The sequence below is a fragment of the Marinobacter halophilus genome (assembly GCF_003007685.1).
Lineage (GTDB): Bacteria > Pseudomonadota > Gammaproteobacteria > Pseudomonadales > Oleiphilaceae > Marinobacter > Marinobacter halophilus.
On record NZ_PXNN01000017.1, the window covers coordinates 351,730 to 377,227 of the forward strand.

Consider the following 25,498-nt stretch of genomic DNA (forward strand, 5'->3'; position numbering starts at 1 on the left):
CCCGTTCGGGGTCAGACCCCCTGGCAACCGATCTTGCCGTCGATTAGTCTTTTTTCTGAACGAACAGCTGGTCCAGCTTTTGTTCGAAGTCGTGGTAGTTCAGGAAATCGTACAGCTCCATGCGGGTCTGCATGATATCTACCACGTCTTTCTGGTCGCCTTTGTCCAGGATGTTCTGGTAAACCGCCAGCGCGGCTTTGTTCATGGCGCGGAAGGCGCTTAAGGGGTACAACACCATGGCGGCCCCGGCGTCGGCCAGTTCGGAGCGGTTATACAACGGTGTGGCGCCAAACTCGGTGATGTTGGCCAGGATCGGCGCATCGATGGCGTCCGCGAAGGCTTTGTAGTCAGACAGTTCGTGTACGGCTTCGGCGAAGATGGCATCAGCGCCGGCTTCGATGCAGGCTTTGGCACGATCGATGGCGGCTTCGAGGCCTTCTTTCTGGAACGCATCGGTGCGGGCCATGATGAAGAAGTCGTCGTTCTCGCGGGCATCGACAGCGGCCTTGATGCGATCAACCATTTCTTCTTTGGACACGATTTCTTTGTTCGGGCGGTGGCCGCAGCGCTTCTGGGCGATCTGGTCTTCGATGTGGACCGCTGCAGCGCCGGCACGTTCCATCTCGCGAATGGTGCGGCCAATGTTGAAGGCGCCGCCCCAGCCGGTGTCGATGTCGACCAGCAGCGGCACATCGGTCGCGGCGGTGATACGACGCACATCTTCGACCACGTCGTTCATGGTGGTCATGCCCAGATCCGGCAGGCCGTAAGACGCGTTAGCCACGCCACCACCAGACAGGTAAATGGCCTGGTGCCCTACCCGCTCCGCCATCATGGCGGTGTAGGCATTGATAGTGCCAACGATTTGCAGCGGCTGGTTTTCTTTCAGGGCCTTGCGAAAACGGGCGCCGGGGGAGAGCTTGTTAGCCATGGTCGATTACCTCTCTGATCAGATTGTTAACACGCCTTCCTGGATCTTTTGTTCAATATTCCGGCGTGCGGCATTGATGTGTCTTTTCATAAGAAATTCAGCAAGCTCGCCATCGCGCTGGGCGATGGCTTCTGCAATTCTTCGGTGCTCTCCCAGGGCCAGGTGGGGCCGGCCGGAAGAGGTGCTCAAGCGATAACGGTACATCCGGACCATATAGTAAAGATCACCCAGCAGCATTTGCGCGAGTTTTGCGTTGCGGCTGCCGGTCGCGATGCGGTGATGAAAGTCGTAATCGCCTTCCGCCTGATAATACGCCTGGCCCTGGGCCTGCTCGATCATCTTTTCGTGGGTATCGAGGGTGGCCTGGAGGTCGGCAATTTCGTGGTCTGTCATGCGCTCGGCGGCCTGTCTCGCGGCCAGCCCTTCCATAGTCTCGCGAATGCGGTAAAGCTCGAGGAGTTCCTCGGCACTCACAGACACCACTTTCACTCCGGCATGGGGCCGGCGAACCAGTAGTCCGCGGGATTCGAGGCGGCCGAGGGCCTCTCTCAGGGGGCCGCGGGTAAGATTAAAGCGGGAGCAAAGTTCCACTTCACCGATTTTCTCGCCGGGAACCAGATCGCCTTTCACGATCGCCGTTTGCAGACAATCAAAGGCTTCATCGGCGCGAGTGTAGGTCTGAATTGCGGCTTCGGACATATTTTTGTCAACAATAGTGACTGGAATGGCTCAAAATTTACGCCCAAGCACGTGCATTGTCAACAATCTATAGACTAAAGATTATTCAATTGTTGACATCACACCCTCACTTCCCTAACAACTCCCCCAGTGCGCGTAAATTGCTGACATGGTCACACAGGGTTTTGATGATCATCAGCACTGGCGTGGCTATGATGAGCCCCACCGGCCCCCAGAGCCAACCCCAGAACAACAGGCCAATGAAAATAGCAATTTCGTTAAGGCTGGAGACGCGGCTGGTGAGCATTGGGAGCAGCAAGTTACCCTGAATGCTCGTTATTACAAGCGACACTATGGCGACGAGTATGCCCATATCGATGGTGCCAAACTGAATAAATGCAGCCACACCGGCACCTACCATGACCAGGAAGGGCCCCAGATACGGCGCGACACTTGCCACTCCCGCGACCACGCCCCAGAAAACGGCCTGTTCCATTCCCAGGAGAAAAAACGCCAGCCAGGTGAAAAAACCCACAAACAGCGCGCCCAGCAGCATGACAAACAGGAAGCGACGCACCTGGCTATGGAATTCATTCATGATCCGCGTAGCCTTGCGCATGCTTTGAAATGAGGGGCCGGACAATCTGACGACTTTGCGTTTATAGAGCCTTCCCGCTGCCAGCATGAAATACACCAGCAACAGTGCGGAAAATACCTGGGACACCAGCACCAGGATCGTTGATGACCCTTCCATCAGGTATTTCCAGATATTGAATTTCTCGCTGACCACCCTGACTCGCATCACGTCAGACTCCACGGCCTCCTCTTCATCCTCCGCACTGTCTTCGATTTTCTTGGCCACATCCTGAGCCTTTTCTACGACACCTGCTTCGTCTGGTATCGAGCGCGCTTCGGCACGCTGGAACTGCTCGATTGCCCAGGGCGCCTTATCCAGTATGGCTATGGTTTCCCGCTTCAGCGGGATACTCGCGCCGACAATGGTGGCCACCATAATGATCAGCATCAACGCGGCGCCAAGGGGGCGGGGAATCCGGAATCGCTCCATCCCGGACACCATTGGGTCCAGGGCGTAACTGATGAGAATGGCTCCGACCAGGGGCACCAATACGGCCTGCGCCCAGGAAATGAAATACAGCGCCGCGACCGAGGTGAGCACGATCATTGCGGTATTGCGAACATCCACCCTCTGTATCAGGCTGCGTTCAGACACACCCTCTGGCTCTAATTCCCGCTTATCCATAGCTACGCTCTTTCTTGCTGCGGTGGTGGTGGTGTGTACTGGTACAGCCAGGTTTCCGTCAGTATCTGGTCGCCAAGCCTCAATTGCAGCCGGAGGTCGATGGGTTCCAGGGCGTCATTGGGTACCAGATCAAACATGGCCCGGTAACCGTCGATAGACGCCAGGGGACGAGCTGAGGTGATTTCCACCCGGCCTCGGCTGGCGGTGATCACCATGTTCGTTCCGGGGATCATGGTGAAGGCATACGCGCCCGTGGTGCTGGGGAAAACCAGTAATGCGTACACCACCAGTTGATGACGGCCCGGGGCCTGCCCGTTCTCCACCTCGTGTATGTGCACCGGTGACACCGAGCGTTTCTGCCTGCGCCTGCCGGCTGAACATCAGGGTAGACAGGGGCAGTGCCTGGATACCTGCAAGGGCGATGAAGGCCCTGATCAGTTGGCGTCTGTCCATGATGCGCTCCGTTTTCTGCCTTTTCTGCTTAGCATGCTGATGCGCCGGCCCCAGAAACTGTCGAGCGGTGCCTGCCAGGCAAGCTGGTGCAGCTCCACCAGCGCCTGTTGATCACGAAATATCTGGCTGAGCTCGTTGCGGGACAATGAGCCAGGCCCCTCTGAGCCGCAGCGTTCCACCAGTGGCTCCAGCAGCTCTTCCCTCTTGGCCAGCCGGAGGTTTCGAGCCAGTGCCTGATGAAGCCGGTTAAGACTTGGCCGGATCACGGCTTCTTCCACCGCGGTCAGCCCGGAATCGTGCCCGCTGTCGAGCCTGGCTGCACGGGCGCTTTCCAGCACCTGCACGGGTACTCGCTCCTCCGGAATCACCAGCATGCCCCATTTACGCAGGGTCTGGCCTGCGCCGACCTTGCTCAGCCAAACCGAAGTAGGGGCCGCCAGCACCAGTGGCAGCGCGACCGGCAGTGACCAGAGGAAGAACAGAGGGTCCAGACTCCAGGCAAAGGCAGACCAGCCCACCGCGATCACCATGCCGGGAAGCTGAGTCAAAAAGGCGTCCCGCCAGGAGGTCTCCTGGGTGCGGTTCTGCCCGGCCCAGGTCAGCGACAGGTTCAACAACGCGCCAAGCACATAACGGCTGTGAGCCATCATCCTGATCGGAGCCAGCAATACGGAAGCCACAATCTCGACCAACACACTGACAAACAGCCGCAATACGCCGCCAAATTGCCTGGCTGTGCGGTGAATAACCGCGTCCAGGATGGCCAGAAATTTCGGTATAAACAGCAGTGAAAGGGTGCTTAAGGCAAGGCCCAGCGCCCATTCCGGTCGCCATTCCGGCCACAGAGGGAACAAGCCCTGATGCCCCTCCGGGAAATAGTCAATTCTGGCGTCGGTCATCTGTACCGCCGCCACCGTAGTCAGTATCAGAAATCCCAGCCAGAGAGGCGACGCCAGATAAGCCATGACCCCGTTCAACAACGCCATCCGGTGCGCCAGACGAAGCCTGCGACCAAACAGCAGGATCGATAGATGCTGGAGGTTGCCGCGAGACCAGCGGTTGTCTCGAGACAGTTCGTCTGACAACGTTGGCGGCGACTCCTCAAAACTGTTGCCAAGGCCAGGTTCCAGCCAGACTTCATAACCGGCCCGGCCCATATAGGCGGCCTCCACAAAGTCATGGCTCATGATCGGCCCCCGGAACAAGCCGAATCCTCGCAACTTGCGCAAGCCGCAGTGGTCCATAAACGGTTTGATCCGGATAATCGCATTGTGCCCCCAGAACGCGGCGTCGCCCATCTGGATGGCGGCCAGGCCAGTGGCAAACAGGGTTGAATAGAGACGGTTGGAAAACTGCTGCACCCTGGCAAACAGCGATTCGCCGTTGATGATGGACGGCGCCGTCTGCAATATGCCAACCTTTGGCTCTCGTTCCATCAGCTGGACCATGCGCACGATGGTGTCGGCACTGAGCAGACTGTCGGCATCGAGCACGACCATGTAGCGATAACGGCGACCCCAGCGGCGCAGGAAATCCGCCACATTGCCGCTCTTAAAATTGAGGTTCACCTTCCGGCGACGATAGAACAGCCGCCCTTCGGCGCCAAGCTCCAGGCACAGCCGGTACCAGACGACCTGCTCTTCGAGCCAGATGTTCGGGTCCCGGCTGTCGGAGAGAATATAGAACTCAAACTGATCGAGGTGGCCGGAGCGTTCCAGGTCCTGATACACCGCCTTGAGCCCACTGAGGGTCCAGTGCACCGGCTCGTGATAGACCGGCATGATGATCGCGGTTCTGGCCAGTGGTGTTACCTCCAGTGCCGCCCCGGCATGACGCTTCAGAGGGCTGTGGCGATCTCCACCCACCAGCCTGAGCACAAAACCGAACAGGGCCGTCCAGAAGCCAACCGCAATCCACAGGTACAGCAGCGCAAACAGCGCCAACAGCCCCAGCTCGACCAGGGTACCACCGTGATAAGGCAACACCCAGAGCAGGAAGTAGCAGGCTACCAGGGTTTGCCCAACCACGAAGACAGTCAGGAGCAGGCGCCTGAACGTTGCGACTCTGCGCCAGCTGCCGGATCGTCTCCGGGCCAGTGTATCGGCTGCCACATCGATGTCAGTCATATCCGATGCATCCACGTTTCAGCGGTGGGTTGCAATCCGGAATGCTTTCATCAGGGCGCTCAAAATAATCGGGGATTTTTGCGACACAGCGGGCGGGCAGATCCTGGCCGGCGCCCTCAGCTATGGAGGCTTCCACGAGGCGAAGAGCCTGCCTGCAGATGTCTGCTGTCAGCACGGTGCCCTCGTCACCCAGGTAGGTCAGCACACGCTCCAGCGCCTGCTGACAAGGTATTTCCGGCATGACCAGAACTCCCTTCGTGATCAATTTTGCGCGGCCCTGGCAGCTTCGGACGACGGATAGGTCCAGACTTCCGTGAGGGGCTCGTCATCCAGCAGCAACTGGCCCCGAAGTACCGGATTCTCTCCTTTGCCCGGGCGAACCAGCGTCGACAGACGCCACTTATTGCCCGCCTCAATGAATTCGACATAATGCGAGATGATCTCAACGCCGCTGCTACCGCTACCTTCAGTGAGGTTGCTGATCACCGCGGCATCCGGTTTCAGGCTGTCCAGCGGGCCGCCGGCAAAATCAACTATGATTCGGTAGGCGTTTTCTGCATCGCCTCCGCCTATACGGTCGCCATCGCCCACGAACGTTTTCACCGTCCGCCCGAGCGGCTGATCAGCCACGTCACGACCACCAATGCTGAGCGTGTAGGCAAATTGGTGGTGAGCCCCGGCACTCGAGCCCTCTCCTGGCTGCCAGAAAGCGACAATGTTGTCGTTGGTTTCAGAGTTCGTCGGTATCTCCACCAGCACGACCTCACCCTCAGACCAACCCTGTTGAGGTGATATCCAGACGCTCGGGCGCAGTTCATAGCGGGCCTCGGCATCCTCGAACTCGTGAAAAGCCGTATCTCTCTGGATGAGACCAAATCCACCCAGGCGATTCACTTGCAGATAGCTGAGGCTGAGGCGGGAGGGATTAACCAGTGGGCGCCATAACCATTCACCGGTGCCCTGATCGTGGATCAGCAATCCATCGGAGTCATGAACCTGGGGGCGCCATTCTCCGACCGGGCGCCTGGTGTTCTCACCGTAATAGAACATGGAGGTTAGTGGCGCAATTCCCGGCTGTTGAACTGTCGTTCGGAAAAATAGCTCAGCGGTAACGTCAATACGAGTCGTGGGTCCGGGTTGTATATCAAAACGGTAGGCGCCAGACACACTGGGCCCGCCCAACAACCCGAAAACGCTCATCTGATCGCTGCCCGCGCCGGGCCGCTCAAGCCAGAATTCAACGAAGGAGGGAAACTCTTCACCAGAGGGCAGGCCCGTGTTGATGGCAATGCCTCTTGCCGAAAGCCCGAACCGGTTGCCCTCGGCTACTCCACGGAAATAACTGGCCCCTGCAAATACCAGAAACTGATTCTGTTCCGTTCCCTCACCCAGCGGATAGGTCAGTTTAAAGCCGGCATGACCGAGATTGGCGGGAATTCGTTTGGCAAGCTCACTGTTGGGAAAACTGAAGGCAGACTTGTCAAAAGGTATGGGGCGCACGCCGCTGGCGTCAATCTCATTGAGTTGCACGGTGTGGGTATGGAAATTTCCGGGTGGCACCATCATGACCTGAAAACGGGAACCACCTTCCCGCCAGAGGCTGGCCTCGGGATTAAATCGAATAGCCTGATAATCCTGGTAACCCAGATCCTTGAGAAAACCCGGCACCTCTGGCGGCGGTTCGTATTTCCCGCCGGCCAGGACCCTGGCCCTATCGACTACCTCCTGAAACTCAAAAGCCTGAACCGGAGCAGTGTATAGAAAGCACTGCAACAGAAGCAGCGTGAGCAGTCGTATCCCTGAGCGCATCATTCCCTGACCCTCAATGTATCTCTGAGAGTATTAATGTAGCAGCTGTGATCAAGAATTACCCAGATGACAACTTTGTAAGGGTGCGGGTCAGATATCCATGAACAGCGAGAAGCGCACGTCCGGATGGTCGGGCATGGTCAGGGCGGCGGTGGAGGCACTGATCATCCTGCCCAGGCTGACGTTGGCGGTGAACGCCCGGCCCTGCATTTTTAACGCAACCTGGCCGGCGCTGGCCTTGCCATGACGGTTCGCCTGGGCCCCGACATCGGGAGCCCAGCCGTGCAACACGGCTAAGTTAATGCTGGACAATACGCCACGGACGAACGGCATGTGCCAGGTGGGGCTGGCCGTACCCACCCGAAGCCAGCCACCCCTGACCACGGCAACCGACTGACCATTGAAGCCGGCGAGCATAGACGGCCCGGCAACCATCAGGTATTCCGATGACGGGAGATCTTCATCGGCAAACTGATAGCGGCCATTCATCCGCCAGTTCCACCGGAACACCTCCTGTTCAATCGAGGCAGACACGGCCACCTTATAGAATCCCCGTTCATCGACCATGCCGTCCTGCAACGGGTAGTCGGTTGAATGGAATTCCCGGCCACTCAGCGCCTGGATCCAGGTATTGGCAATCAGGCCGGCTGGCAGTTCATGCCCTCCGCGAGCCTCCAGGCCAAGGGACGAAACCTGATAACGCGATTCTGATATCAGGCTGTCTTCCTTGAAAGATGCACTGTCTCGTCCCCGGTGCCGGGCAATACCACCGAAAGCCATCCCGAATCTGGAGAACAACGGCCGGTTTGCCTCCAGGTTCAGTTCGCGGGCCTCACCACTGGCTTCATAGCGGCGGGTGCCATCGCTTACGGCTCGGTTGTAACGGGATCTTGCTGCCTCAATCCGCAACCGATTGGCGCCGGCCGGGAAACGATAGCGCAAGGAGAGGTTATTAGAGCTGGTATCGTTCTTGTAAGACTGGGCATCGCGGTAGTCAAACCCAATGGCGTCGCTCTGGCTAACCAGTTTGTCGGTAGCGACACCGACGGCGCCATCAAGACCGTCGCTATTCTGTGCCGTTTTCCCGGAGAATTTCAGCCGTGAGCGCAACCAGTGTTCACGCTCTTCTTTGAACGAGTCTGCAGTGCCGGCAACACTGTCGGAATAAGGTTGCCAGCCATTGCGCAGCCATGAGCCATTCTCTCCGGCATAAAGCAGCTGACTGGCCGTGCACAACAACAGTGCGATAAACAATGGCGATTTCAATGGTCAGGGTCCTACAGGCTAAAGCCGGCAACAAAGCGAACAGAGAACCGGTGTTTCTTAAGAAAATTTCACAGGATAGGAATGTATTGCACCGGGACCGAGAAATCCAGTGGTCGTTGCCAAATGTTACATACAGAATGTACATATTTTACAATAGATTAAGTAGCTGTTTGAATGCTTTTTCGATAAAAATCAACGGGCCACGTTGCAGGTGACATAGTTCCGTGTTTTACCAATCTCTACATTTCAGTACCGAGGCCTCCATTTAGACCAACAACTTGGTTACACTTGGCATATTTCGTGAGTCAGCCCTCAAGGATGACTGATTTACAACAGGCCGTGGCCAAAGCGAATATAAGGACAAGCGTTATGATCAAGAAATGCCTCTTCCCTGTTGCCGGCTACGGCACCCGTTTTCTCCCGGCCACCAAGGCCATGCCCAAAGAAATTTTGCCGATCGTTAACAAACCACTGGTTCAGTACGGTGTCGAGGAAGCCGCCGATGCCGGCATTCACGAATTCGGTTTCGTAACGGGCCGGGGCAAGCGGGCGATCGAGGATCACTTTGACATCAGCTATGAACTGGAGCACCAGATTGCCGGCACGGGAAAAGAAGGGCTGCTGACGTCTATTCGTGATCTGATCATGAACAATACCTTTGCCTTTACCCGTCAAAACGAAATGAAAGGCCTGGGCCACGCCATCCTGACCGGCCGCAACCTGGTGGGTGACAACCCGTTTGCGGTGGTACTGGCGGACGACTTCTGCGTTGGGCCGGAAGATGGCGACGGGGTGCTCGCCCAGATGGTGAAGCTGTACAACCAGTTCCGCTGCTCGATTGTAGCGATTGAAGAAGTACCCCAGGATGAGACCCACAAGTACGGTGTGATTGCGGGTGAATCCATGAAAGACGGCCTCTACCGAATTACCGACATGGTGGAAAAACCGGCTCCGGAAGATGCGCCCAGCAACCTGGCCATCATCGGCCGTTACATCCTGACGCCAGACATTTTCGACATCATCGAGCGCACGCCTCCTGGCAAGAACGGCGAAGTGCAGATTACCGATGCGCTGCTGGAACAGGCGAAGAACGGGTGCGTACTGGCTTACAAATTCAAGGGCCGGCGTTTTGATTGCGGCAGCATCGATGGCTTTGTGGAAGCCACCAACTACGTTTACGAGAATGTCTACAAGAAAGGTAAGTAAGGGTTAAGGACCGCTATGGCCACTCTGAACGCAGACAACACCTGGCAACTGATCCTCAGTGCCATCAATCAAAGCAATGTGACGCTGCCGGTGCCCGGCAGCGACCACCCTGCACTCCGGCTCAATGGGCAAAGCTGGGAACTGGTTGATCAGGCAACCGATGAGGTCAGGAATTTGCTCTCGCTGTTTCTGCCACTTTGTCAGCCCGTTCAGAACGCCTCTGGCACCCGGGTGATCGGCCAACTTGGTCAAAGTCTTGATGGCCGGATTGCGACCGTTACCGGCTGCTCCCGCTTTATCAATGGCGACGACGGCATTACTCACCTGCATCGCATTCGCGCTCTGTGTGATGCCGTGGTCGTCGGTGCAGGTACCGCAGTAACGGATAACCCGCGCCTGACGGTGCGCCGGGCCAGTGGTGCCAATCCGGTGCGGGTAGTGATCGACCGCAAACAGCGGGTACCCCCCAGCCATCATTTATTTACCGACGGTGAGGCAAGAACCATACACCTCGTTGCCGGAGACTATGATCCGGCACACAAGCCTGAGCAACGCGGACTGGTCACGATCATCCCCTGCCTTGGCGATGCGGCGGACAGCCCCACCCCAGTGCCTCCAGAGCTTATTCTGCAAGTGTTACGGGATGCCGGCCTACACAAGATTTTCATTGAAGGCGGCGGGGTCACTGTGTCGTCCTTCCTGAACGCCGGTTTGCTGGACCGCCTGCATGTGATGGTCGCGCCGATAATCATCGGCAGTGGCCGCCCGGCCTTTTCACTGCCTGAGATTGATCAACTGGACGAAGCCCTTCGCCCCCGCGCCCAACTGATTAACCTGGGCAGTGACATGCTGTTTGATCTGGCATTCGACGAAACCGTGCCGGGGTCAGGACTTTCGGAGCAACATTAGCGCGCCGGGCAAACTCCCCAGGAAAATCAGCGCGCCGTAGCCGATACTAAGGGCAACGCCCTGCTCCGCCGGTAACCCGGCGGCCGGCCACAGCAGCGCGGCTGTCCCTTCGCGAACCCCCCAGCCAGACACCGTAACGGGCACCACCATGGCCAGCAGCAGCACCAGGCACAGAGCCGTGATCAGTGCCAGCGATACAACATCCACAGCCAAACCCATACCGGCAGCAATCACCATGAACACAAATAGATAGCTGACAAGAACCGAAAGCGACGTTGCCAGCTGCACCCCGGCAATCTTCCAGCCGGCAAAGGCCCGATACAGGTCCGCCCTCAAGTGACGGACATAACGCACCATGGTTGCAACTTTGCCACGAACAAACAGCAGCCACCCGATACTTCCCAACAACAAGGGCGCCAGCAGCCAGTATCCGGCGCTGAGAGAAAGCTCCGCTGGCATGCCATGGACGTTAAACTGGCCGCTTGTCCAAAGGCCTGCCATCACCAGCAACACCACCAGAATGAGCACCAGCTGCCCGGACAATCGCTCGAGCGCCACCGCATGAATCGCCGCCAGACGCGCCGAGGGTTCTGACTTGCCCGCAGTGTGAATCTTGCTGTGGCGCCAGGCGCGGTTCACATCGCCCATCACCCCGCCGGGCAACACCTGGTTCAGGAAGCTGGCCAGATAGTATTCCCGAATCGCAAACGGCATTGGTATCCCGACCCCCAGTCGGCTGGCGGTATATCGCCAGCGCCAGGCCGATAAAATGACCTGCACAACCGTGATGCCCAGCGCCAACACCACGAAGTACACCGGCACGATGGCCAGCCTGGACACCAATGCGGAAAGATCGATAAACGCGAACACCAACCCCAGAACGATAAAAGTCGCCAGCCAACGCAGCAGCAGCTTTGGCCAGGCCCGGTGATGGATGATCAATTGCGCTCTGCTGCAGGCAGTGCCAGCAGGTCCAGATGATTCACCTTAACCGTCAGCTCCTGCCTGGCCAGCTGAGCTTGCCTGTCTTGCAGCCAGCAATCAATCAACTCAGCGGCACTGGCATCCTGCTCGCTGGCGGCTTGTGCCCAGCCAGCCATCAAACTATTGATCAATACGGCATCTCGGCTGTCTTCGCCGAGGCGCCAGGGGCTGTTCGCCAGCTGGACCTGATACCCGGCCGCTTGCAGACGCTGCCCCAGCAACCCGGTCGCCTCCGGCCCCAGGGCGCTGCCGCTGCCTTTATCGCCATGTTGATGTCGGTTTACCAGAGCCTGCACCCGCGCATCCAAAGGGTGTCGCGGCGTAAGCTCAAACCGGCCGCTGTAGCTGAGAACTATTAATACCGCTGCGCGCCGGCGGGCAACGGCCGAAGCAAATGCCGTCAGCCAGGGCTCGGAGACCAGGTCAATCAGCGCAGAGGCGGTCACCAGGTCGGCATTGACCGGCAGCACCGAATCAAGATTGCCCTCCGTCAGCTCAATATCAAATGACTCTGCGGGCGCATCCAGCGCTTCTACCCGGCCAACGGCCGCCTTTAAAAGCCCCTGATCCGGCTCCACCAGCGTCCATTGCTGAGGCACCGGCAAACGCGGAACCAGAAACGCCGGATTCGACCCACGGCCCGTACCGATATCGACAAGCTGCATGGGCGGCGCAGAGCCCTCCTTTAAAGACCTGTTGTCATACCGGCTCATCAGCCACTGTGCAAGTGCGTCGGTCAGCGCTTCGCTTCTGGCGACATGGTCAGCCGGCTCCCGGGCCTCAAGCCATTGCCCAGAAAAGCGGGCAGGATCGTTATGATCGTCTCGCGCCAGGCCCTTCAGAAAATCCCGGGCTGTGTCGGACCATCTACGAATAGCATTCCGGGAGTCTCTGGCTTGCCCCGTCAACCGTCCCAGCTCTTCAGCATTGGTCAGAAGTGACCGAAGTCGGTCAGCCAGTTCGGGAACCTGCCCGGCCCGGTACGTGCAAGCCCCCGGCTTTCGAGTAGTAAGTGCCAGCGCCCCGCCATCTGACGACAGTACCGGCAAACCCGCTGCCAGCGACTCGTCAATCACCATGCCGTAACCTTCATAGAGGGAGGGAAACACAAACAGATCGGCATTGCCGTAGGCCACCGCGAGGCTCTGTTCATCAAGCTCGCCGCGCAACTCAATCCGCTCTGCCAGTCCCCTTTCCGAGATTGCTTTGCTCACCGTTTCAGCATACCCCGGGTCGCGATCGCATGAGCCCACCAACGTGCACTGCCAAGGCAGGTCCGCCAGCGTCTGCAAAGCCTCTACCAACTGATGCTGGGCCTTGCGAGCGGATAGATGGCCTACACACAACAGCTTTGGCGGCTGCCGGTCATCCTCAACAAGGGCCGCTTGGCTTGCCGAGAAGAACACGTCATCCACGGCCGGTTCCGCCGTCACAATTCGGGAGGCCGACACGTTATAAAGCTGCTGAACGCGAGCTGCAGTGTAGGCACTGGTGGTGAACACCTGGCCCACCTGGGCAAGAGCCCGGGTTTCGGTTTGTCTGAACCAGGCTTGCTGACCTTCATCCAACCCGCTCTCATCGGCCAGTGGGTGGTGCACCAGCGCCATCAACTGCAGGCGCTTCCGATGGCGCTGCAACACTTCTGGCATTGCGCCCATCGCCAGCCCATCCAGAATAACAGGCGCGCCATCCGGCAAGCCGGCAAGAAAGCCGTGCATGGCGTTTTCGGCCGCCCGGTCAGGCCTGGGGTAGCGCCCGGCCAGCCCCTCAACCCGGGCCTCAACCCCGATGTTCCTCAGGGCCTGCACCAAGCGGCGAACGTAGCGATAGCCACCGGTGTTCTGCTCCGGATCACCGGGCACCGCAAACCAGAGTTCAGATTCCGGCATGGTAACTGGCCCAGGCCACATGCGATTCGCCCAAGGTTACTTTCAGGCTGGCGATACCTCTACCCTCTTCACCCAGGCGGCCGTCCTTAACCGCCGCAGCCATACGATCGAAAACCGCCTTGGCCATGAATTCGGTGGTGGTGTTGTGGCCCTTGAACTGGGGCAGATCGTCCAGGTTTTTCATATTGAATTCGGCCAGCACGGCTTTGAGCACGTCAGAGGCCAGGCCGATATCGACAATCAGATCGTCAGCATCAAGAACAGGACGCTCGAAGGTCACATCCACCACATAGGTGGCCCCGTGGAGCCCTTGAGCCGGGCCAAAAAGTTCGCCGTTGAAGCTGTGGGCAATCATCATGTGATCACGAACGGTCAGGCTGTACATAGGTGTTCCTTTGTCAGTAAATGATTCGGTGGCAGAGCGCGTCGGCACCCGGTGAAAACAAGCCGCTGGCATATTCCGGGAGCTGGTCGAACCGGCATTCACCGCTGATCAACCCATCAAGTTCCGGAGCGCTCAATAACGACAACGCCAGAGCCAGACGCCTTTGGTAGCTCCAACGCGGCTGCCTGGCCGGGGGGATCTGCCCCACCTGGCTGGATTTCAGCTCGAGGCGATTGGGGTGGAAAGCGTGTCCCAACGGCACACTCACGGGGGTGTCTCCATACCAGCTGAGCTCAACGATGCGGGCTTCCTGCCCGGCCATGGCCAGGGCAGATGCGAGGCCATCGCTGTGGCCAGAGGCATGAATCACCAGGTCACAGTCTTTGGCATCCGCCTCTGTCGAAAACGCCAATCCCAACGATTCGGCGACCGGTTGCCGGGCCGGGTTGGTATCAATCGCCCGCAATTCCACACCCGGAATCTGGCGCACCAGCCAGGCAACCAGAAGTCCGACCACCCCCAGACCGACGACGGCAACACGGTCCCCGATCGCCGGCTGAGCATCCCACAACCCGTTAATCGCAGTTTCCATATTGGCCGCAAGAATGGCACGCTCAGGCGGCACCAGCTCTGGCAACACCGTCACCGCGCCGGCGGGTACCCGATACTGCTGCTGATGGGGATACAGGCAGAACACCCGTTGCCCCAGCAAATGCCCGGGGCCATCGGTTACCTCGCCAACGTTGGCGTAACCGTACTTGACCGGATACGGAAAGCTGCCTTCCTGCCAGGGTGCCCGCATGCGTTGAAATTCGCCGGGCGGCACCCGGTTATTAAACACCAGTGACTCGGTACCGCGGCTGACACCGGAATACAAAGAGCGCACCGTGACCGTTGGCCCATCCATGTCCGTGCCCAAGGTCGCAGGCCTGAGTTCGCACTGGCCGGGGCCGGTCATCCAGAATGCCCGATTGGCTGATAAAGTCATAAACAGTCCATTCGCTGATTGGCTCCGTAAGCAAAAACACTTTCCCCAAACTATAGTTGCATAATGGGGCAACAATGACGCATCAAACAGGCTATACGGAAGCGCTAAGATATGGATTCGATTCAGCCGGCTTCAAATCAGATTCCCTCAACCGCCAAGGAGCTTGGCTGGGCCGGAATCTTGCTGGCTTTCACCCTGCTGACCATGGATCACTGGTTCAATCTGCCGGGCACTTTTCTGATCGCAACCGGGTTACTGTTTCTGCTTCAGAGTGGCTTCATCCTGGCGCGATGGCCTGCAAAGCAGTCCTTTGGCTGGGCCAATCGCACCACGCTTCTGCGTTCGGTATTGGTTCTTCCTCTGGTGGCCTGGGCGCCTTTTCTGTCGTTGTCAGGCCCCGCTGGCTTGTGGTTCTACGCAGTCGCCTGCCTGCTCGCACTGATCCTCGACGGAGCCGATGGCAAGGTAGCCCGAGCCACCAACAGCCACAGTGATTTTGGTGCCCGTTTCGATATGGAACTGGACGCACTGTTTATTCTCGGCCTTTGCCTGGCGGTGTTTGCGCTCGACAAGGCCGGTGTGTGGGTGCTGGTGCTGGGGCTGATGCGTTATCTGTATGTGGCCGCCAGCTGCTATTTCGAATGGCTTAACCAGGCACTGCCAGAGAGTTTCCGGCGCAAGACCGTTTGCGTGTGGCAGGTGGTTACCCTGATGGTGGCCGTTGTGCCCCCGATCCCCCCCGTTTTTGCCAGCGTTACTCTGGCCATTGCGCTGCTGCTTCTGGCCTGGTCATTTCATCTGGATGTCCGCTGGCTCTTCATTAGGAGAATGCATCATGAACACTGATTTCATCAAGACCACGGCCGCCGCCATGTTGCTCGCGACCTCGCCGTTGCTACTGGCCGAACCCGCCACCTTTGAGGTGGACGATGAGCACTTTTCCATGAGCTTTGAGATCATGCACATTGGCTACGCGCCGGTGATGGGCATGTTCCGTGAAGTTGAAGGTGAATTCGTCTATGACGAAGAGACCGGAGCCCTGTCGGCCGGCCAGCTGGCGTTCAAAGCCAACAGCATATTCAGCAATCACGATAAGCGAGACGATCACCTCAGAAACAAGGACTTCCTCGACACTGGCAAGTACAAAGACATTACCTTCGTAGTCACCGGCTTTGAACGCACAGGCGATAACACTGGCATTGTGACCGGTGACCTGACCCTGCTCGGGCAGACTAACCCCGTCGACGTGGATGTCGTACTCAACAAGGCGGCAGACTACCCGATCGGCCATAAGAACTACACTCTGGGCATCAGCGCGTCTGCCGTGATCAATCGCAGTGACTGGGGCATGACCTACGGACTGGATCAGAATCTGGTCGGTGACGAGGTTAAACTGCGTTTCGGCTTTGAGGCCATCAAGGACACCGGCTGGCTCTAGAAGTGTGACGCGAGTCACACGAATGCAGACAACTGGTGCATTGTTGGACAACTATTTTGCCGGTTTAGACAAATTCCGGCTATGGTTGTTCATTAACCAAAAACAACCCAACAACAAGAACAGGGTGATACAGAATGCCTTACAAGGCACTGTTGGCGACAGCGGCACTGATGGCCGGTGTTTCAGGCACGACCTGGTTTCTATCTGCAGACAATAAGGGCCAGTTTGACTGGTTCGTGCCAGCTGGCCCGTCACCTCAGCAACCGGTGAGCGGCATGATCAGTGACCCACGCGCCCCCGGGTCGAATGACGACGAAGAGACACCTTCAGAGCCCTCGGATGATGCGCTCGGGTTCATGCTGGCCAGCGTCGCCGACGAATACCAGCAGTCCATCCGCTACCCCGATTACTCCGTGCCGCTGTCAGCCGCCCAGGCACAAGCCTATCAGGGCAACCTTTATCATCCCGTTGAACTGCCGCTGGGTGATAACGGCAACTTTGTGGTCACCCTCGACAAATTCCGTTTCACCCAGGGCGAGCCCATTCTGGTGGTGGCCTCGCTCAGCGGTCGCCAGGTATTTGGTGACTCCCTGTCGGCAACCCTCGAAACCGCGACTGAACGAGATCAGACGGATTCAGCACAGCTGGATGCCACTGAAGACACAGGTTATTACCAAGGCAGCCTGAGCTCTGATCATGAACCAGGAGAATACCGGCTGATTGTCGAGGCACGGGTGGATGGCCAGCCGGTTCGGCATGTGTCGTCCCTGTCCATCGAGCCGGATCTTGGCGATTTCAGCGGCATTGATTCACCTTATCTTTCCGGTAATGACCTGGTAATTCCGGTGAAATTTGATCCGGAGAATGCCGGCTATTACGCGTTAACCGCCCAGCTGTACAACGGCCAACAAGCCATAGCTCAACTGAGCGCCGAAGCATCCCTCAGTGGCAGCAGCGGCACATTGCAACTCCGCGCTCACGGCAGCGTGCTGGCCAATCGCAACATTGAAGGCCAGTTGCAACTGAGGCATCTGCAGATTCGCCAGATGCCTGCCGGTCCGGGTGACCGCACTTACTACGCTTTCGGCCCTGAAGAGGGCTATGAATTTTCACCGCCGAGCCTCGACAGACTCCGTGATGAGCCGGCCGTGAATCCAGAATCAGAGCAACGGGCAGTGCTGTTACGGCGCCTGGCTGACAAGTTCTGATAGACAACAATAAAATCAGAAGAACGGAGCAAACGATGATCAACAATAACAAGAGAAGCCTGAATAGAACGGCACTCTCACTAGCGCTGGCCGGAAGCTTTTTCGCCACAAGCGCGCAAGCGCAGCTGGCCGGACACAACGTGATACTGGTGCACGGGTTTATGATGGAAAACCTGTCAGAAGCCCCCGCCAACCTGCAGGCAGTCAAGCAGGCTGGTGAGGATTACTGGCGTGACTACTGGCTGAATCGGGCCGAAGCGCGCATAGATTGGGGCAGCGACGGCCGCGTTGAAGGCCAGATTGCCCAGCAGGCGTACCAACAAGTACGGCAAATCAGCCAGCAAGGCCTGTGTAACGATTACTGTATCGTGGTCGCTCACTCAACCGGTGACCTGGTCACTCGGCACCTGCTTGAAAACCAGGCCCGCTGGCTGCAGTCTGAAGGTCTGCAACCGCTGAAAATCCTGGCGGTCATGGACCTGGCCGGTGCTGGCGGCGGTACTGAACTGGCCAACCTGGCAGTCAGTATTGCCTACAACAACAGCTGGTATAACTGGCCTGTCAAACAGGCGGTTCGTGCCTTCACCGGTATTGATCCGCAGCCAGACAATCTGGGCGTGGTCAACGACCTGCAAACCAATAATGCGCGGAACCTGTCCACTGGCCCGAACGCGGTCCCGCGGCTGCGCTTTGTTGGTGGCGGCTCCTCCTTCGGTGGCATTACCAAGCCATTCATTGCCGGCACCGATGACGGTGTTGTGCCTACGCACTCAGCCTGTGGCGCAACCACCGCCAATGGCATCGACTCCTGCTCAGGCACCATCGGCCTGGACGGTAAAGTCACCGGTCAGAGCGGTCCTTCCGGCCTCTACTACAACCACTACCCGGTGCTGATGAGTGAAGGCGCCAACCACTTTGCCGTCAAAGATACCCAGACCGGCAACACGTCCGTGCCTGTGGTGAACAACACCGTACTCAACGGGCTTCAAGTCAACTTTGCCAGCCGCACCTACAATCAGCGGGCCTGGTGGCAGCTGTGGGGTTCTGGTGCCCAGTATGTCGAGGTGCCTGGATCTAACCAGACCAGCATGTCAAACCTTATCTACACCACGTTCAACAACTGAGTCCGGTTATTTGACTGGCTCAGGGATGAGCCCACCACTGCTTTCAGCTCTTGCCTTGTCCTCTCGGTTTTCGCTGCTTTCTTTTTTAGTTCGCAAACTATAGATTGACCCATCATTGCCAATCACTCTGCCTTACCGGGGCCGGTTCACTGATGTCTGACGCTCATAAATCCGATCTGCTGCTTGTGGTGGTTACCTTGCTGGCCGCCATCAGTTGGATGTTCTCAAAAGAAGCCGTGCTGTTGATGCCGCCGCTGATGTTCATGGCCGCGCGGTTCCTGGTTGCCGGGGGCTTACTGGCACTGATTGCCCTGCCCGCACTGCGCCGGTTGAATCGTGACCAGATCAAAAGAAGTGTCGGTGTCGGCCTGGTGTTCGGCATTGCCATGAGCTGCTGGATACTAGGGTTGTACCACGGTGACAGCATGGGCGAAGGTGCTTTTCTGACCAGCCTGGGTGTCGTCATCGTACCCATTATTGCCCGGCTGGTGTTTGGTGAAGCTCAGCCACTAAGTACCTGGCTGGCGATCCCCATTGCGGTGGCGGGTCTTGCCTTGCTATCACTGGAAAACGGCTTTCGTCCAGACCCGGGGCAACTCTACTTTGTCGCTGCCGCCTTTATTTTTGCCCTGTACTTCACCCTGAACACCCGGGCCGCCAATCAACGGACTGTGACCAGTAAACAGGGGGAAATCTTTGAGAAAAAGAAGGTACCGGCCTTGCCACTGACAGCGCTTGCCTTGCTTACCGTTGGCATGGTGACACTGGCCGAATCCGCAATCAGTGAATCCTGGGCCCAGACACTCAGTAATCCACCACCCATCCTGTTCGTGTGGATTCTGGCCAGCGCCGTAATCGGCACCGCCGGGCGATTTCTGTTGCAGACCTACGCCCAGAGTCTGTCGGCGCAAAGCCATGGCGTGGTGATTCTGGTGCTTGAGCCGGTCTGGGTGGCGCTGTTTGCTGTCGGTTGGTTTGGCGAAACCATGTCGGCCCTGCAGCTGGCCGGTTGCGGCCTGATTTTCACTGCACTGCTGGTTAACCGCTGGAACGCGCTGACCCGCGCCATCAAAGGCTTTATGAAAACGAGAAAATCTGTTTGAAAGAGGTTGACCGCCGGGGCTGAAATCCGTATATTTCGACCCCGTTGCGAGACAGGACCATAGCTCAGTTGGTTAGAGCGCTGCCTTGACATGGCAGAGGTCGGCAGTTCAAATCTGCCTGGTCCTACCATTTTTGCAACCAAAACAGTCACTTAGCGGCCTCGCAAGTGGCTTTTTTTATGCCCGAAAATAGAATTGAAGATTTTACAGCAGGTTTACAGCAGTCAGAGCCGCTCGCAAGGACTGCCAAGCGGTTGCGCCACCTGCCGGAAATGGTGGGACTGTCAGGAGAGACTGACACCACATCAGCCGAGACCCTCCCCCCGCCTCGATAGATTGATCGGAATGTAGCCAGCCTAGATAGGTGCTATTCTTTCTGAAACTAATGCGAAAGGGAAAACGGGATGAGTCGTTGGTTTATTATTGGATTTCTTGCGATCTGCGGCGCTGGTGGTAATGCCCTCGCTGGTGATTCGATGCACAAAATTCGATCTACTGACATCATCCGTGTGGAAGCGGCCAGCAATAAACGAGACACTTACGTTACACTTCGAGTTCACAATAGTGTCCCCCTTAAATACTGGGTGAACTGTGACTATTACGACCACTCGTCACAAATCATTGCCAGCACCAATCACGTCCTTCTTGAACGCGTGCCAACATGGCGGGTGAAAGCAAAAGCGAACAATATATACTTTGCTCTTTGCTACGTTCCGGGCGGCAACTGAAAGTCATAAGAGTCCGCCAGGTTCAGGCCATATCCTCGCACCACCGAATAAAGCCTCTACTCAAAATCTCCGGGTCAGTGTCCAGCCACCGGCAGCAGTGCCTAAGCATTGGCCCGCATCGGCAAATGTCATCAAAAGCCTGTTCCGCTTCGGTGTCTTGTTGCTTGCCTTGCCAATAGCGTTGGCCGTCTTGAATCAAAAGAGCCAAAACAGCCCCCCATAGGCGGCGCTCTGCCAGTCCTGCATCACTGCCGTATTCAATGGCGTCTAGCTGGTCTGCTTCCATCCAATCCCCCGCGAATAGATCCGCCCCACAAGGGGCAGCCGGTTGATCTGACAACCGCCCCAAGGGTGCGAAATGGTTACGCCTGAGCGGGGTCTGATTTGTCTGCCGCTTCCTTGGCCTTCCTGATTTCTTCCTCGTGTTCCTCTCTTTGCCGCTTGGCCTGATCCCGCCCTGTCAACGGCTCCACGACTTGCCTGACGAACTCCTGAAGATTCTGTTTCATTGCTTATTCCTCGCTTTCGATCATCAGATGGTTAAATGGTTTTGGGCGCCTGTAGGCTTCCAGGCTTTCGACTATCGAACGCTCCATGCTGTTCACGGAAGCGAACAAACCACGCGGGCTATCGCCCCTCGCTATCCCTGCCTGTTGCCCCATTAAGGCGGCCTCGTTGGCGTGTGCGGTGTAGGTGTCGCCCAATGTCTGAAAACGCTGCATAGCTCCCTGAAAAGCTTTCACAGCCTGCCAAGCATCCGCCATTGCGGCGCGGGCTTCGTCTGTTGTGGCGTCCAGCTTTGCATCAATGGCCTTTAGCTCTTTACCGGCGGCTTTCCGGTTTTCTTCCGCCAGTTTTTTCTCAAGCGCGTTTGCCTTGAATTGCAGAACGCGGCGACGGGCGGCGTTTTGCTCTTCCTTTTCAATTAGCCGCTCGGCATCTTCGCCATTGTCGACAAGCTCCTGAATCGCCTCGTCGCTCATGGGCGATAACTGCCCAATCTCTGCTTTCAGTTTTTCAAGTTCGGTCATGGTCTGTTTGCCTCTTTTCAGTTTTATAGACGGGAAATTTTGTCAGGACGCCAGCAGGGTTGTTCATGGCGCATTTATGGCGGTTATTTGCTGGCCGGGTCAGGCTGAAAAAGCTCGGAATCTTACACACGATATGGGAGCTAGATATTTATGGTCAGAGATGCGCATATATGGCCTGTAACTGGCTTGTATATGGCCTCTATTTTACGGGTTATTGCTGTAAAATTGGCAATCTACAGCAACGGCCTGAAACGCAAACCCTAAAAAACATTGGCTTACAGGCCGCTAGTTCTGCCCTGTTAGGGTAGATCGCTTTAGTTCTGGCGTGCTTTCAGAGGGTACTGGGGTTTTGAGTGCAGGGATTCGCGGCTATCTGTCGAGGTGCATGTAAGGAGAATGGTTTTAGCCGTTGAGGTGGGCGGAAGCAGCGAAAAGGGTTAGTAGGTTACCCAGGGTTACCCAGTTTTCGAACATATACCCCCCGCGTAAAAACATATACACGTAAAGGCTTCATCTCTTAACCATACATTTATACCCTTTCCTTTTTGTGTAGAAATAGGGTAACCCATGGTAACCCATTAAGCGCAATCCCTTGCGCCCCATGGCCTGAGCACGGGTTACCCAACGGGTTAGTTACGGGGTTACCCAGTCCACTGCATAACCCTCGCCATCATCACAGCCTTCACCTAACATCGTTTTAGGGGGCACTAACCAGTGTCTTACGTTTTTGGGTCTGCTAACCGGTTCCCCGAACAGATCCCGTAATGCACCTCCCGCCTCCCTCGTTTGCGCTTGCGTTGGTCGATCAAAGCCAAGGGAAATCAGCAGATCCGTGGCGCTCATCTTCTGCCACCGCTGTTGAGGTGCCTCAAAGTTAAGGCGCGTAACGATCAACTCCCTGACCGGACTGGCCACACGATGCCCTTTGTTGATCCGTTCAACCTGGGCTTCCTCGTCTGGGGTCAGCCACCACTGTTCACCAGTCTGATAAGCGACGGCTAGTTGTGCCCATAGCTGTTGCATATCAATGTTGTGACTGTAGTTGACGCGCTTAACCGCCACAGTCCAGAACCGAGTGTTGCCGGTTTCATCCACCAAAAACTGCGCATCGTTCACGCTGGCAAAAAACACTGTGCGGCGCTGATATTCAGCCTCAAGGCGGGCGTATGGTCGTCTGATCTTGTCCATATCCGCCGTGATAAAGCCCTTTATCCGCGATACGTCAGCCTTTCGGAAACTGCCGTCAAGCTCTCCCAGCTCCACCAGCCAGTGCGATACCGCGCCCAATACACTGTCCTTGTTGTTGGGGTCTAGCAGGTGATCCGTTTTAACCAAGCGTTCCCGCAAGTGCAGATCAGGCACTAACGACTGCAACCAACTTGTTTTGCCGATGGACTGCGGGCCTTGCATCGTCAATACGCCACGGGCCTTGAAGCCAATAGGCTTGAGAGCAGCAGCCACGGCGCTAATCAGCCACCGGGTTACAAGGGTGTCCCTGAGCTGTTCGGGGTAGTCCGGCGCAAGCTCAAGGGTCTGGCACAGTGCAGGCAGGCGGTCTACGCCATCCCACGGGCGGCTGAATATCCAATCCGCCACGGGGTTTACCTGCCGCTCATCGGCTATGGCTTCCACATAGGCGGGCACCATCTCAGAAGGGATCTCGTTCAGCTTGGCCAGGCTGATTGCCCGTGTAAGAGCTGAATTGTCGGCATTATCGGGTGATCCTTTCATGCCAGGCACGACCACCTGCGTTTTCTTGCTGATAACGTCGTAGCTAACCTTGATCCCGTAGTGATCCAGCAGGGCCGCGATATTAGGCAGGGTGGCCACCACCTTCAAAGCGCCGGTTTCGTCATTGAAGGCAATGTCAGGGAACAGCTCTGGCATCATCGGCTGCGGGCCGGTGGATGATCCAATTACCATCTGCTTTCGTTTTTGGCGGTTCTCCTGTTTGACCAGATCCCGAAGGTTCGTAATGTTAGTGTCGGTGCTCTTTCGCAAGGCTTTCAGAACCTTCTCACACTCGATATTTCCGAGCGGGGCGGTCTGCCGTGCCAATGACTCTATTTGATCCGGTGGCGTCTCTGGGGTCATCTCGCGGGCGCTCTGCAACAAATCGTCAAACGTCAGTGGTGCAATATCCGAGCACAGATCCAGCTTTTCCACGTAATCGACTAACCGCCGGTCGGCACAATGCGAGTGCATACACTTGATTGAAGGCGTTTTGAATCCGCCGGTGAAGGCAGGCCAATAAACTGCTTCGGTTTCGTTGGAGCCGCCGGTGTGCTCGTCCTCAAACGGGCAGGCGATATTAAAGCCGCCGTCCTGGCGCTTGCTGCGTATCAACTTGACCTCGTTAAGCGCCGTCAGGATCTTGTCATCTCTGGCAATTTCGAGCTGGCGTTGACTGCGGTTGGTGCCTTCCTTAACCAAGGGCGGAAAGGTGTTGACGATCTTTTCAGCCGAGTATGGCAAACCGCCGTTCTCGTGGATAATTTTCACCATGAACGGCTCTGCTTTCCGATGATAGAAACCAGGCAGGCGCAACACGCGGGACAGATCGTTAACACTGCCATCGGTGTTGAAGTTGTCCGCTATCCGGCGCTGCACGCCTTCAAAATCCATCAGGGGCAGGTCATCGGTCAGCCAGTACGTGTGCCAGTTGCCGGGGCTGCTTTCCACAATAAAGTGCGGCTCAAGTACGCACTTAGTTATAGGATCAAGTGGCGCACCATCGGTATCTGCAAACACAGACCGCACGGCCTGAATGTTGCCCTCCTTGCGGCCTTTCAGATCCGTTCTGTTGATCGTCACGAACACACCCGCGCCCATGGCATTCAGGCGCGCCAGCTCATCAGCATGAGCCTCTAGGGTGCCGTTAAAAACGCGGGCGTAGTTGCCCTGATTCTCTTTGGCTTCTGGGCTATCGGCAAAAGTCTGGAACGTGAAGGCTTCCGCTTCCTCATCCAACAGAGTCAAGAAGTGTTCCGCCAGTTCAATATCTGCATTGAATGCCTGGGTCATACCTCACCCCCTGCAAACAGCACGTATTCAGCGACACGATGTAACCGGCCCTCTGAGTCGGCATCTTTGCGCCACTTGGTGATGATCTTGTACCCACCATCACGCAGTTCCATGACACGGGCGGCAGGGTGCATAACATTCAGCAAGTGACGCGCTTGCAACGTTGTCAGCGCACGATGGTTTTGCAGGTAATCCAGAATCCGGGCGCGTTGCGCGGCTGCGGATAAGGGCAACACGTTGGTGCCTTCGGTGTTATAATGCACTTGCTCAAGTTGATTATTTTTTGTGCTCTGGCTGGAAACGGTCGGGGCATCTTTCATTGTGCCACCTCGCTTTTCAGCCTGAGCAGATCATCAACGGCAATACATTGGCAGCCGGATATAGTGATTAAGGGTATTCCGCAGAGTTTTATCTCGTCGTACAGGCTCAAGTGGTGCCGGTCTAGGCGGCGGGCGGCTTCGGATAGGGCGATATACGCGCGTCCGGTGCTATGGTCGTTGAAGTTTCCGGGAGTGCGGTTCATGTTATGCGCCCTCCCTGCTGGAGAGCCAACTTTCCAGATTTTTTAGGCGCCACGCGACACGGCGCGGAGATAGGCGTATCTTCGGTGGGAAAGTAGGGTCGAACTCAGCAAGACGCCAGAAGGTTGTCTCTGATACGCCCAAGTATTCAGCCCCAACTTTGCGGGTCACTAGATCAGATTGAACTACAGGGCGGCTCTTAGCCGTTGCGGTTTGTGCGGTCATGGCGATAACTCCAAAGAGTGTCGCCGGGTTGGCTATAAGAAACTGATTTTTCATAACTCGAAATTCTTTCAGTTTCTCATCCGCTATCCGTAACATGGAACCTGCAACAGTCTATGTACGGTTAGCCCCGGCGTAGTCTAAAAAATCCGGGTTTCAGGGTGGTGGTACACCTTGTCGCCCGGTGCTATTCCTTATTCATTTCAGGAACAAC

Annotated in this window: 26 protein-coding genes and 1 tRNA gene; 9 read left to right on the forward strand and 18 right to left on the reverse strand. The window is 56.9% G+C overall.

Going from position 1 to position 25,498, the window contains the following annotated elements; genetic code table 11:
• Nucleotides 1–43: 43 nt before the first annotated feature.
• The 8 genes from prpB to C7H08_RS15490 all read right to left on the reverse strand — a co-directional run bounded on the left by prpB (nt 44) and on the right by C7H08_RS15490 (nt 8,524).
• Nucleotides 44–931: a methylisocitrate lyase gene (gene prpB / locus C7H08_RS15455; protein WP_106673131.1), complete on the reverse strand. Its 888-nt coding sequence runs from the start codon at nt 929–931 to the stop codon at nt 44–46.
• Between the two features lie 18 nt (nt 932–949).
• A complete protein-coding gene (locus C7H08_RS15460; RefSeq protein WP_106673132.1) occupies nt 950–1,630 on the reverse strand; it encodes a GntR family transcriptional regulator in 681 nt (226 codons plus the stop codon).
• Nucleotides 1,631–1,736: 106 nt separating this feature from the next.
• Complete coding sequence (locus C7H08_RS15465) at nt 1,737–2,870, reverse strand: AI-2E family transporter (RefSeq protein WP_106673133.1); 1,134 nt, start codon at nt 2,868–2,870, stop codon at nt 1,737–1,739.
• A 2-nt stretch (nt 2,871–2,872) separates the two neighbouring features.
• Complete coding sequence (locus C7H08_RS18435) at nt 2,873–3,208, reverse strand: glucan biosynthesis protein (protein WP_227663300.1); 336 nt, start codon at nt 3,206–3,208, stop codon at nt 2,873–2,875.
• A gap of 96 nt (nt 3,209–3,304) precedes the next feature.
• Nucleotides 3,305–5,449 (reverse strand): glucans biosynthesis glucosyltransferase MdoH, encoded by a 2,145-nt coding sequence (gene mdoH, locus C7H08_RS15475; RefSeq protein WP_106673134.1) that lies wholly within the window; start codon nt 5,447–5,449, stop codon nt 3,305–3,307.
• On the reverse strand, nt 5,442–5,690 hold the full coding sequence (locus tag C7H08_RS15480; RefSeq protein ID WP_106673135.1) for a hypothetical protein: 249 nt from the start codon (nt 5,688–5,690) through the stop codon (nt 5,442–5,444). The genes mdoH and C7H08_RS15480 overlap by 8 nt, the downstream gene beginning before the upstream one ends.
• Nucleotides 5,691–5,710: 20 nt before the next feature.
• Nucleotides 5,711–7,261, reverse strand: coding sequence for a glucan biosynthesis protein G (locus C7H08_RS15485; protein ID WP_227663301.1), 1,551 nt, complete (start codon nt 7,259–7,261; stop codon nt 5,711–5,713).
• An 87-nt stretch (nt 7,262–7,348) separates the two neighbouring features.
• Nucleotides 7,349–8,524, reverse strand: coding sequence for a ShlB/FhaC/HecB family hemolysin secretion/activation protein (locus tag C7H08_RS15490; protein ID WP_133169839.1), 1,176 nt, complete (start codon nt 8,522–8,524; stop codon nt 7,349–7,351).
• Nucleotides 8,525–8,893: 369 nt separating this feature from the next.
• Here C7H08_RS15490 and galU point away from each other — a divergent pair, with 369 nt between their 5' ends.
• Both galU and C7H08_RS15500 read left to right on the forward strand, forming a co-directional pair.
• Nucleotides 8,894–9,730 carry a UTP--glucose-1-phosphate uridylyltransferase GalU gene (gene galU / locus C7H08_RS15495; RefSeq protein ID WP_106673137.1) on the forward strand — a complete coding sequence of 279 codons (837 nt, stop codon included), beginning with the start codon at nt 8,894–8,896 and terminating at the stop codon, nt 9,728–9,730.
• Between the two features lie 15 nt (nt 9,731–9,745).
• A complete protein-coding gene (locus tag C7H08_RS15500) occupies nt 9,746–10,639 on the forward strand; it encodes a RibD family protein (protein ID WP_106673138.1) in 894 nt (297 codons plus the stop codon).
• Here C7H08_RS15500 and C7H08_RS15505 read toward each other — a convergent pair.
• The 4 genes from C7H08_RS15505 to C7H08_RS15520 are packed head-to-tail and all read right to left on the reverse strand — an operon-like array spanning nt 10,616 to nt 14,885.
• Nucleotides 10,616–11,581: a lysylphosphatidylglycerol synthase transmembrane domain-containing protein gene (locus tag C7H08_RS15505; protein WP_165793973.1), complete on the reverse strand. Its 966-nt coding sequence runs from the start codon at nt 11,579–11,581 to the stop codon at nt 10,616–10,618. The genes C7H08_RS15500 and C7H08_RS15505 overlap by 24 nt on opposite strands.
• Nucleotides 11,578–13,512, reverse strand: coding sequence for a glycosyltransferase family 4 protein (locus C7H08_RS15510; protein ID WP_106673139.1), 1,935 nt, complete (start codon nt 13,510–13,512; stop codon nt 11,578–11,580). Before C7H08_RS15510 ends, C7H08_RS15505 begins: the two co-directional genes overlap by 4 nt.
• The gene (locus C7H08_RS15515) at nt 13,499–13,897 is read right to left on the reverse strand and encodes a 6-pyruvoyl trahydropterin synthase family protein (RefSeq protein ID WP_106673140.1); all 399 of its coding nucleotides are present in this window, start codon (nt 13,895–13,897) and stop codon (nt 13,499–13,501) included. The genes C7H08_RS15510 and C7H08_RS15515 overlap by 14 nt, the downstream gene beginning before the upstream one ends.
• A 13-nt stretch (nt 13,898–13,910) precedes the next feature.
• Nucleotides 13,911–14,885, reverse strand: a complete 975-nt coding sequence (locus C7H08_RS15520) for a zinc-dependent alcohol dehydrogenase (protein WP_106673141.1) — start codon at nt 14,883–14,885, stop codon at nt 13,911–13,913.
• A gap of 111 nt (nt 14,886–14,996) precedes the next feature.
• On the opposite strand from C7H08_RS15520, the gene C7H08_RS15525 reads away from it, so the two are divergent.
• From C7H08_RS15525 to C7H08_RS15555, 7 genes are all read left to right on the forward strand, one after another.
• The gene (locus tag C7H08_RS15525) at nt 14,997–15,731 is read left to right on the forward strand and encodes a CDP-alcohol phosphatidyltransferase family protein (protein WP_106673142.1); all 735 of its coding nucleotides are present in this window, start codon (nt 14,997–14,999) and stop codon (nt 15,729–15,731) included.
• Complete coding sequence (locus C7H08_RS15530; protein ID WP_106673143.1) at nt 15,721–16,323, forward strand: YceI family protein; 603 nt, start codon at nt 15,721–15,723, stop codon at nt 16,321–16,323. The genes C7H08_RS15525 and C7H08_RS15530 overlap by 11 nt, the downstream gene beginning before the upstream one ends.
• Before the next feature lie 134 nt (nt 16,324–16,457).
• A complete protein-coding gene (locus tag C7H08_RS15535) occupies nt 16,458–17,531 on the forward strand; it encodes a hypothetical protein (protein WP_106673144.1) in 1,074 nt (357 codons plus the stop codon).
• 35 nt (nt 17,532–17,566) lie between these two features.
• Nucleotides 17,567–18,655, forward strand: coding sequence for a hypothetical protein (locus tag C7H08_RS15540; RefSeq protein WP_106673145.1), 1,089 nt, complete (start codon nt 17,567–17,569; stop codon nt 18,653–18,655).
• Between the two features lie 152 nt (nt 18,656–18,807).
• On the forward strand, nt 18,808–19,758 hold the full coding sequence (locus C7H08_RS15545; protein ID WP_106673146.1) for a DMT family transporter: 951 nt from the start codon (nt 18,808–18,810) through the stop codon (nt 19,756–19,758).
• Between the two features lie 53 nt (nt 19,759–19,811).
• Nucleotides 19,812–19,888 (forward strand) — tRNA-Val (locus C7H08_RS15550).
• Between the two features lie 274 nt (nt 19,889–20,162).
• A complete protein-coding gene (locus C7H08_RS15555; protein WP_106673147.1) occupies nt 20,163–20,486 on the forward strand; it encodes a hypothetical protein in 324 nt (107 codons plus the stop codon).
• Between the two features lie 362 nt (nt 20,487–20,848).
• Here the strand turns inward: C7H08_RS15555 and C7H08_RS18205 are convergent, their stop codons facing one another.
• From C7H08_RS18205 to C7H08_RS18570, 6 genes are all read right to left on the reverse strand, one after another.
• The gene (locus C7H08_RS18205) at nt 20,849–20,995 is read right to left on the reverse strand and encodes a hypothetical protein (protein WP_165793974.1); all 147 of its coding nucleotides are present in this window, start codon (nt 20,993–20,995) and stop codon (nt 20,849–20,851) included.
• Nucleotides 20,996–20,998: 3 nt separating this feature from the next.
• Nucleotides 20,999–21,517, reverse strand: a complete 519-nt coding sequence (locus C7H08_RS15565; RefSeq protein WP_106673149.1) for a hypothetical protein — start codon at nt 21,515–21,517, stop codon at nt 20,999–21,001.
• Nucleotides 21,518–22,150: 633 nt separating this feature from the next.
• The gene (locus tag C7H08_RS15570) at nt 22,151–24,541 is read right to left on the reverse strand and encodes a VapE domain-containing protein (protein WP_106673150.1); all 2,391 of its coding nucleotides are present in this window, start codon (nt 24,539–24,541) and stop codon (nt 22,151–22,153) included.
• Nucleotides 24,538–24,861, reverse strand: a complete 324-nt coding sequence (locus tag C7H08_RS15575; RefSeq protein WP_106673151.1) for a helix-turn-helix domain-containing protein — start codon at nt 24,859–24,861, stop codon at nt 24,538–24,540. Before C7H08_RS15575 ends, C7H08_RS15570 begins: the two co-directional genes overlap by 4 nt.
• Entirely contained in the window at nt 24,858–25,064 is a 207-nt protein-coding gene (locus C7H08_RS15580; protein WP_106673152.1) for a hypothetical protein, read from the reverse strand. The genes C7H08_RS15575 and C7H08_RS15580 overlap by 4 nt, the downstream gene beginning before the upstream one ends.
• Nucleotide 25,065: 1 nt before the next feature.
• Nucleotides 25,066–25,383 carry a helix-turn-helix transcriptional regulator gene (locus C7H08_RS18570; RefSeq protein WP_373284923.1) on the reverse strand — a complete coding sequence of 106 codons (318 nt, stop codon included), beginning with the start codon at nt 25,381–25,383 and terminating at the stop codon, nt 25,066–25,068.
• Nucleotides 25,384–25,498: the final 115 nt, after the last annotated feature.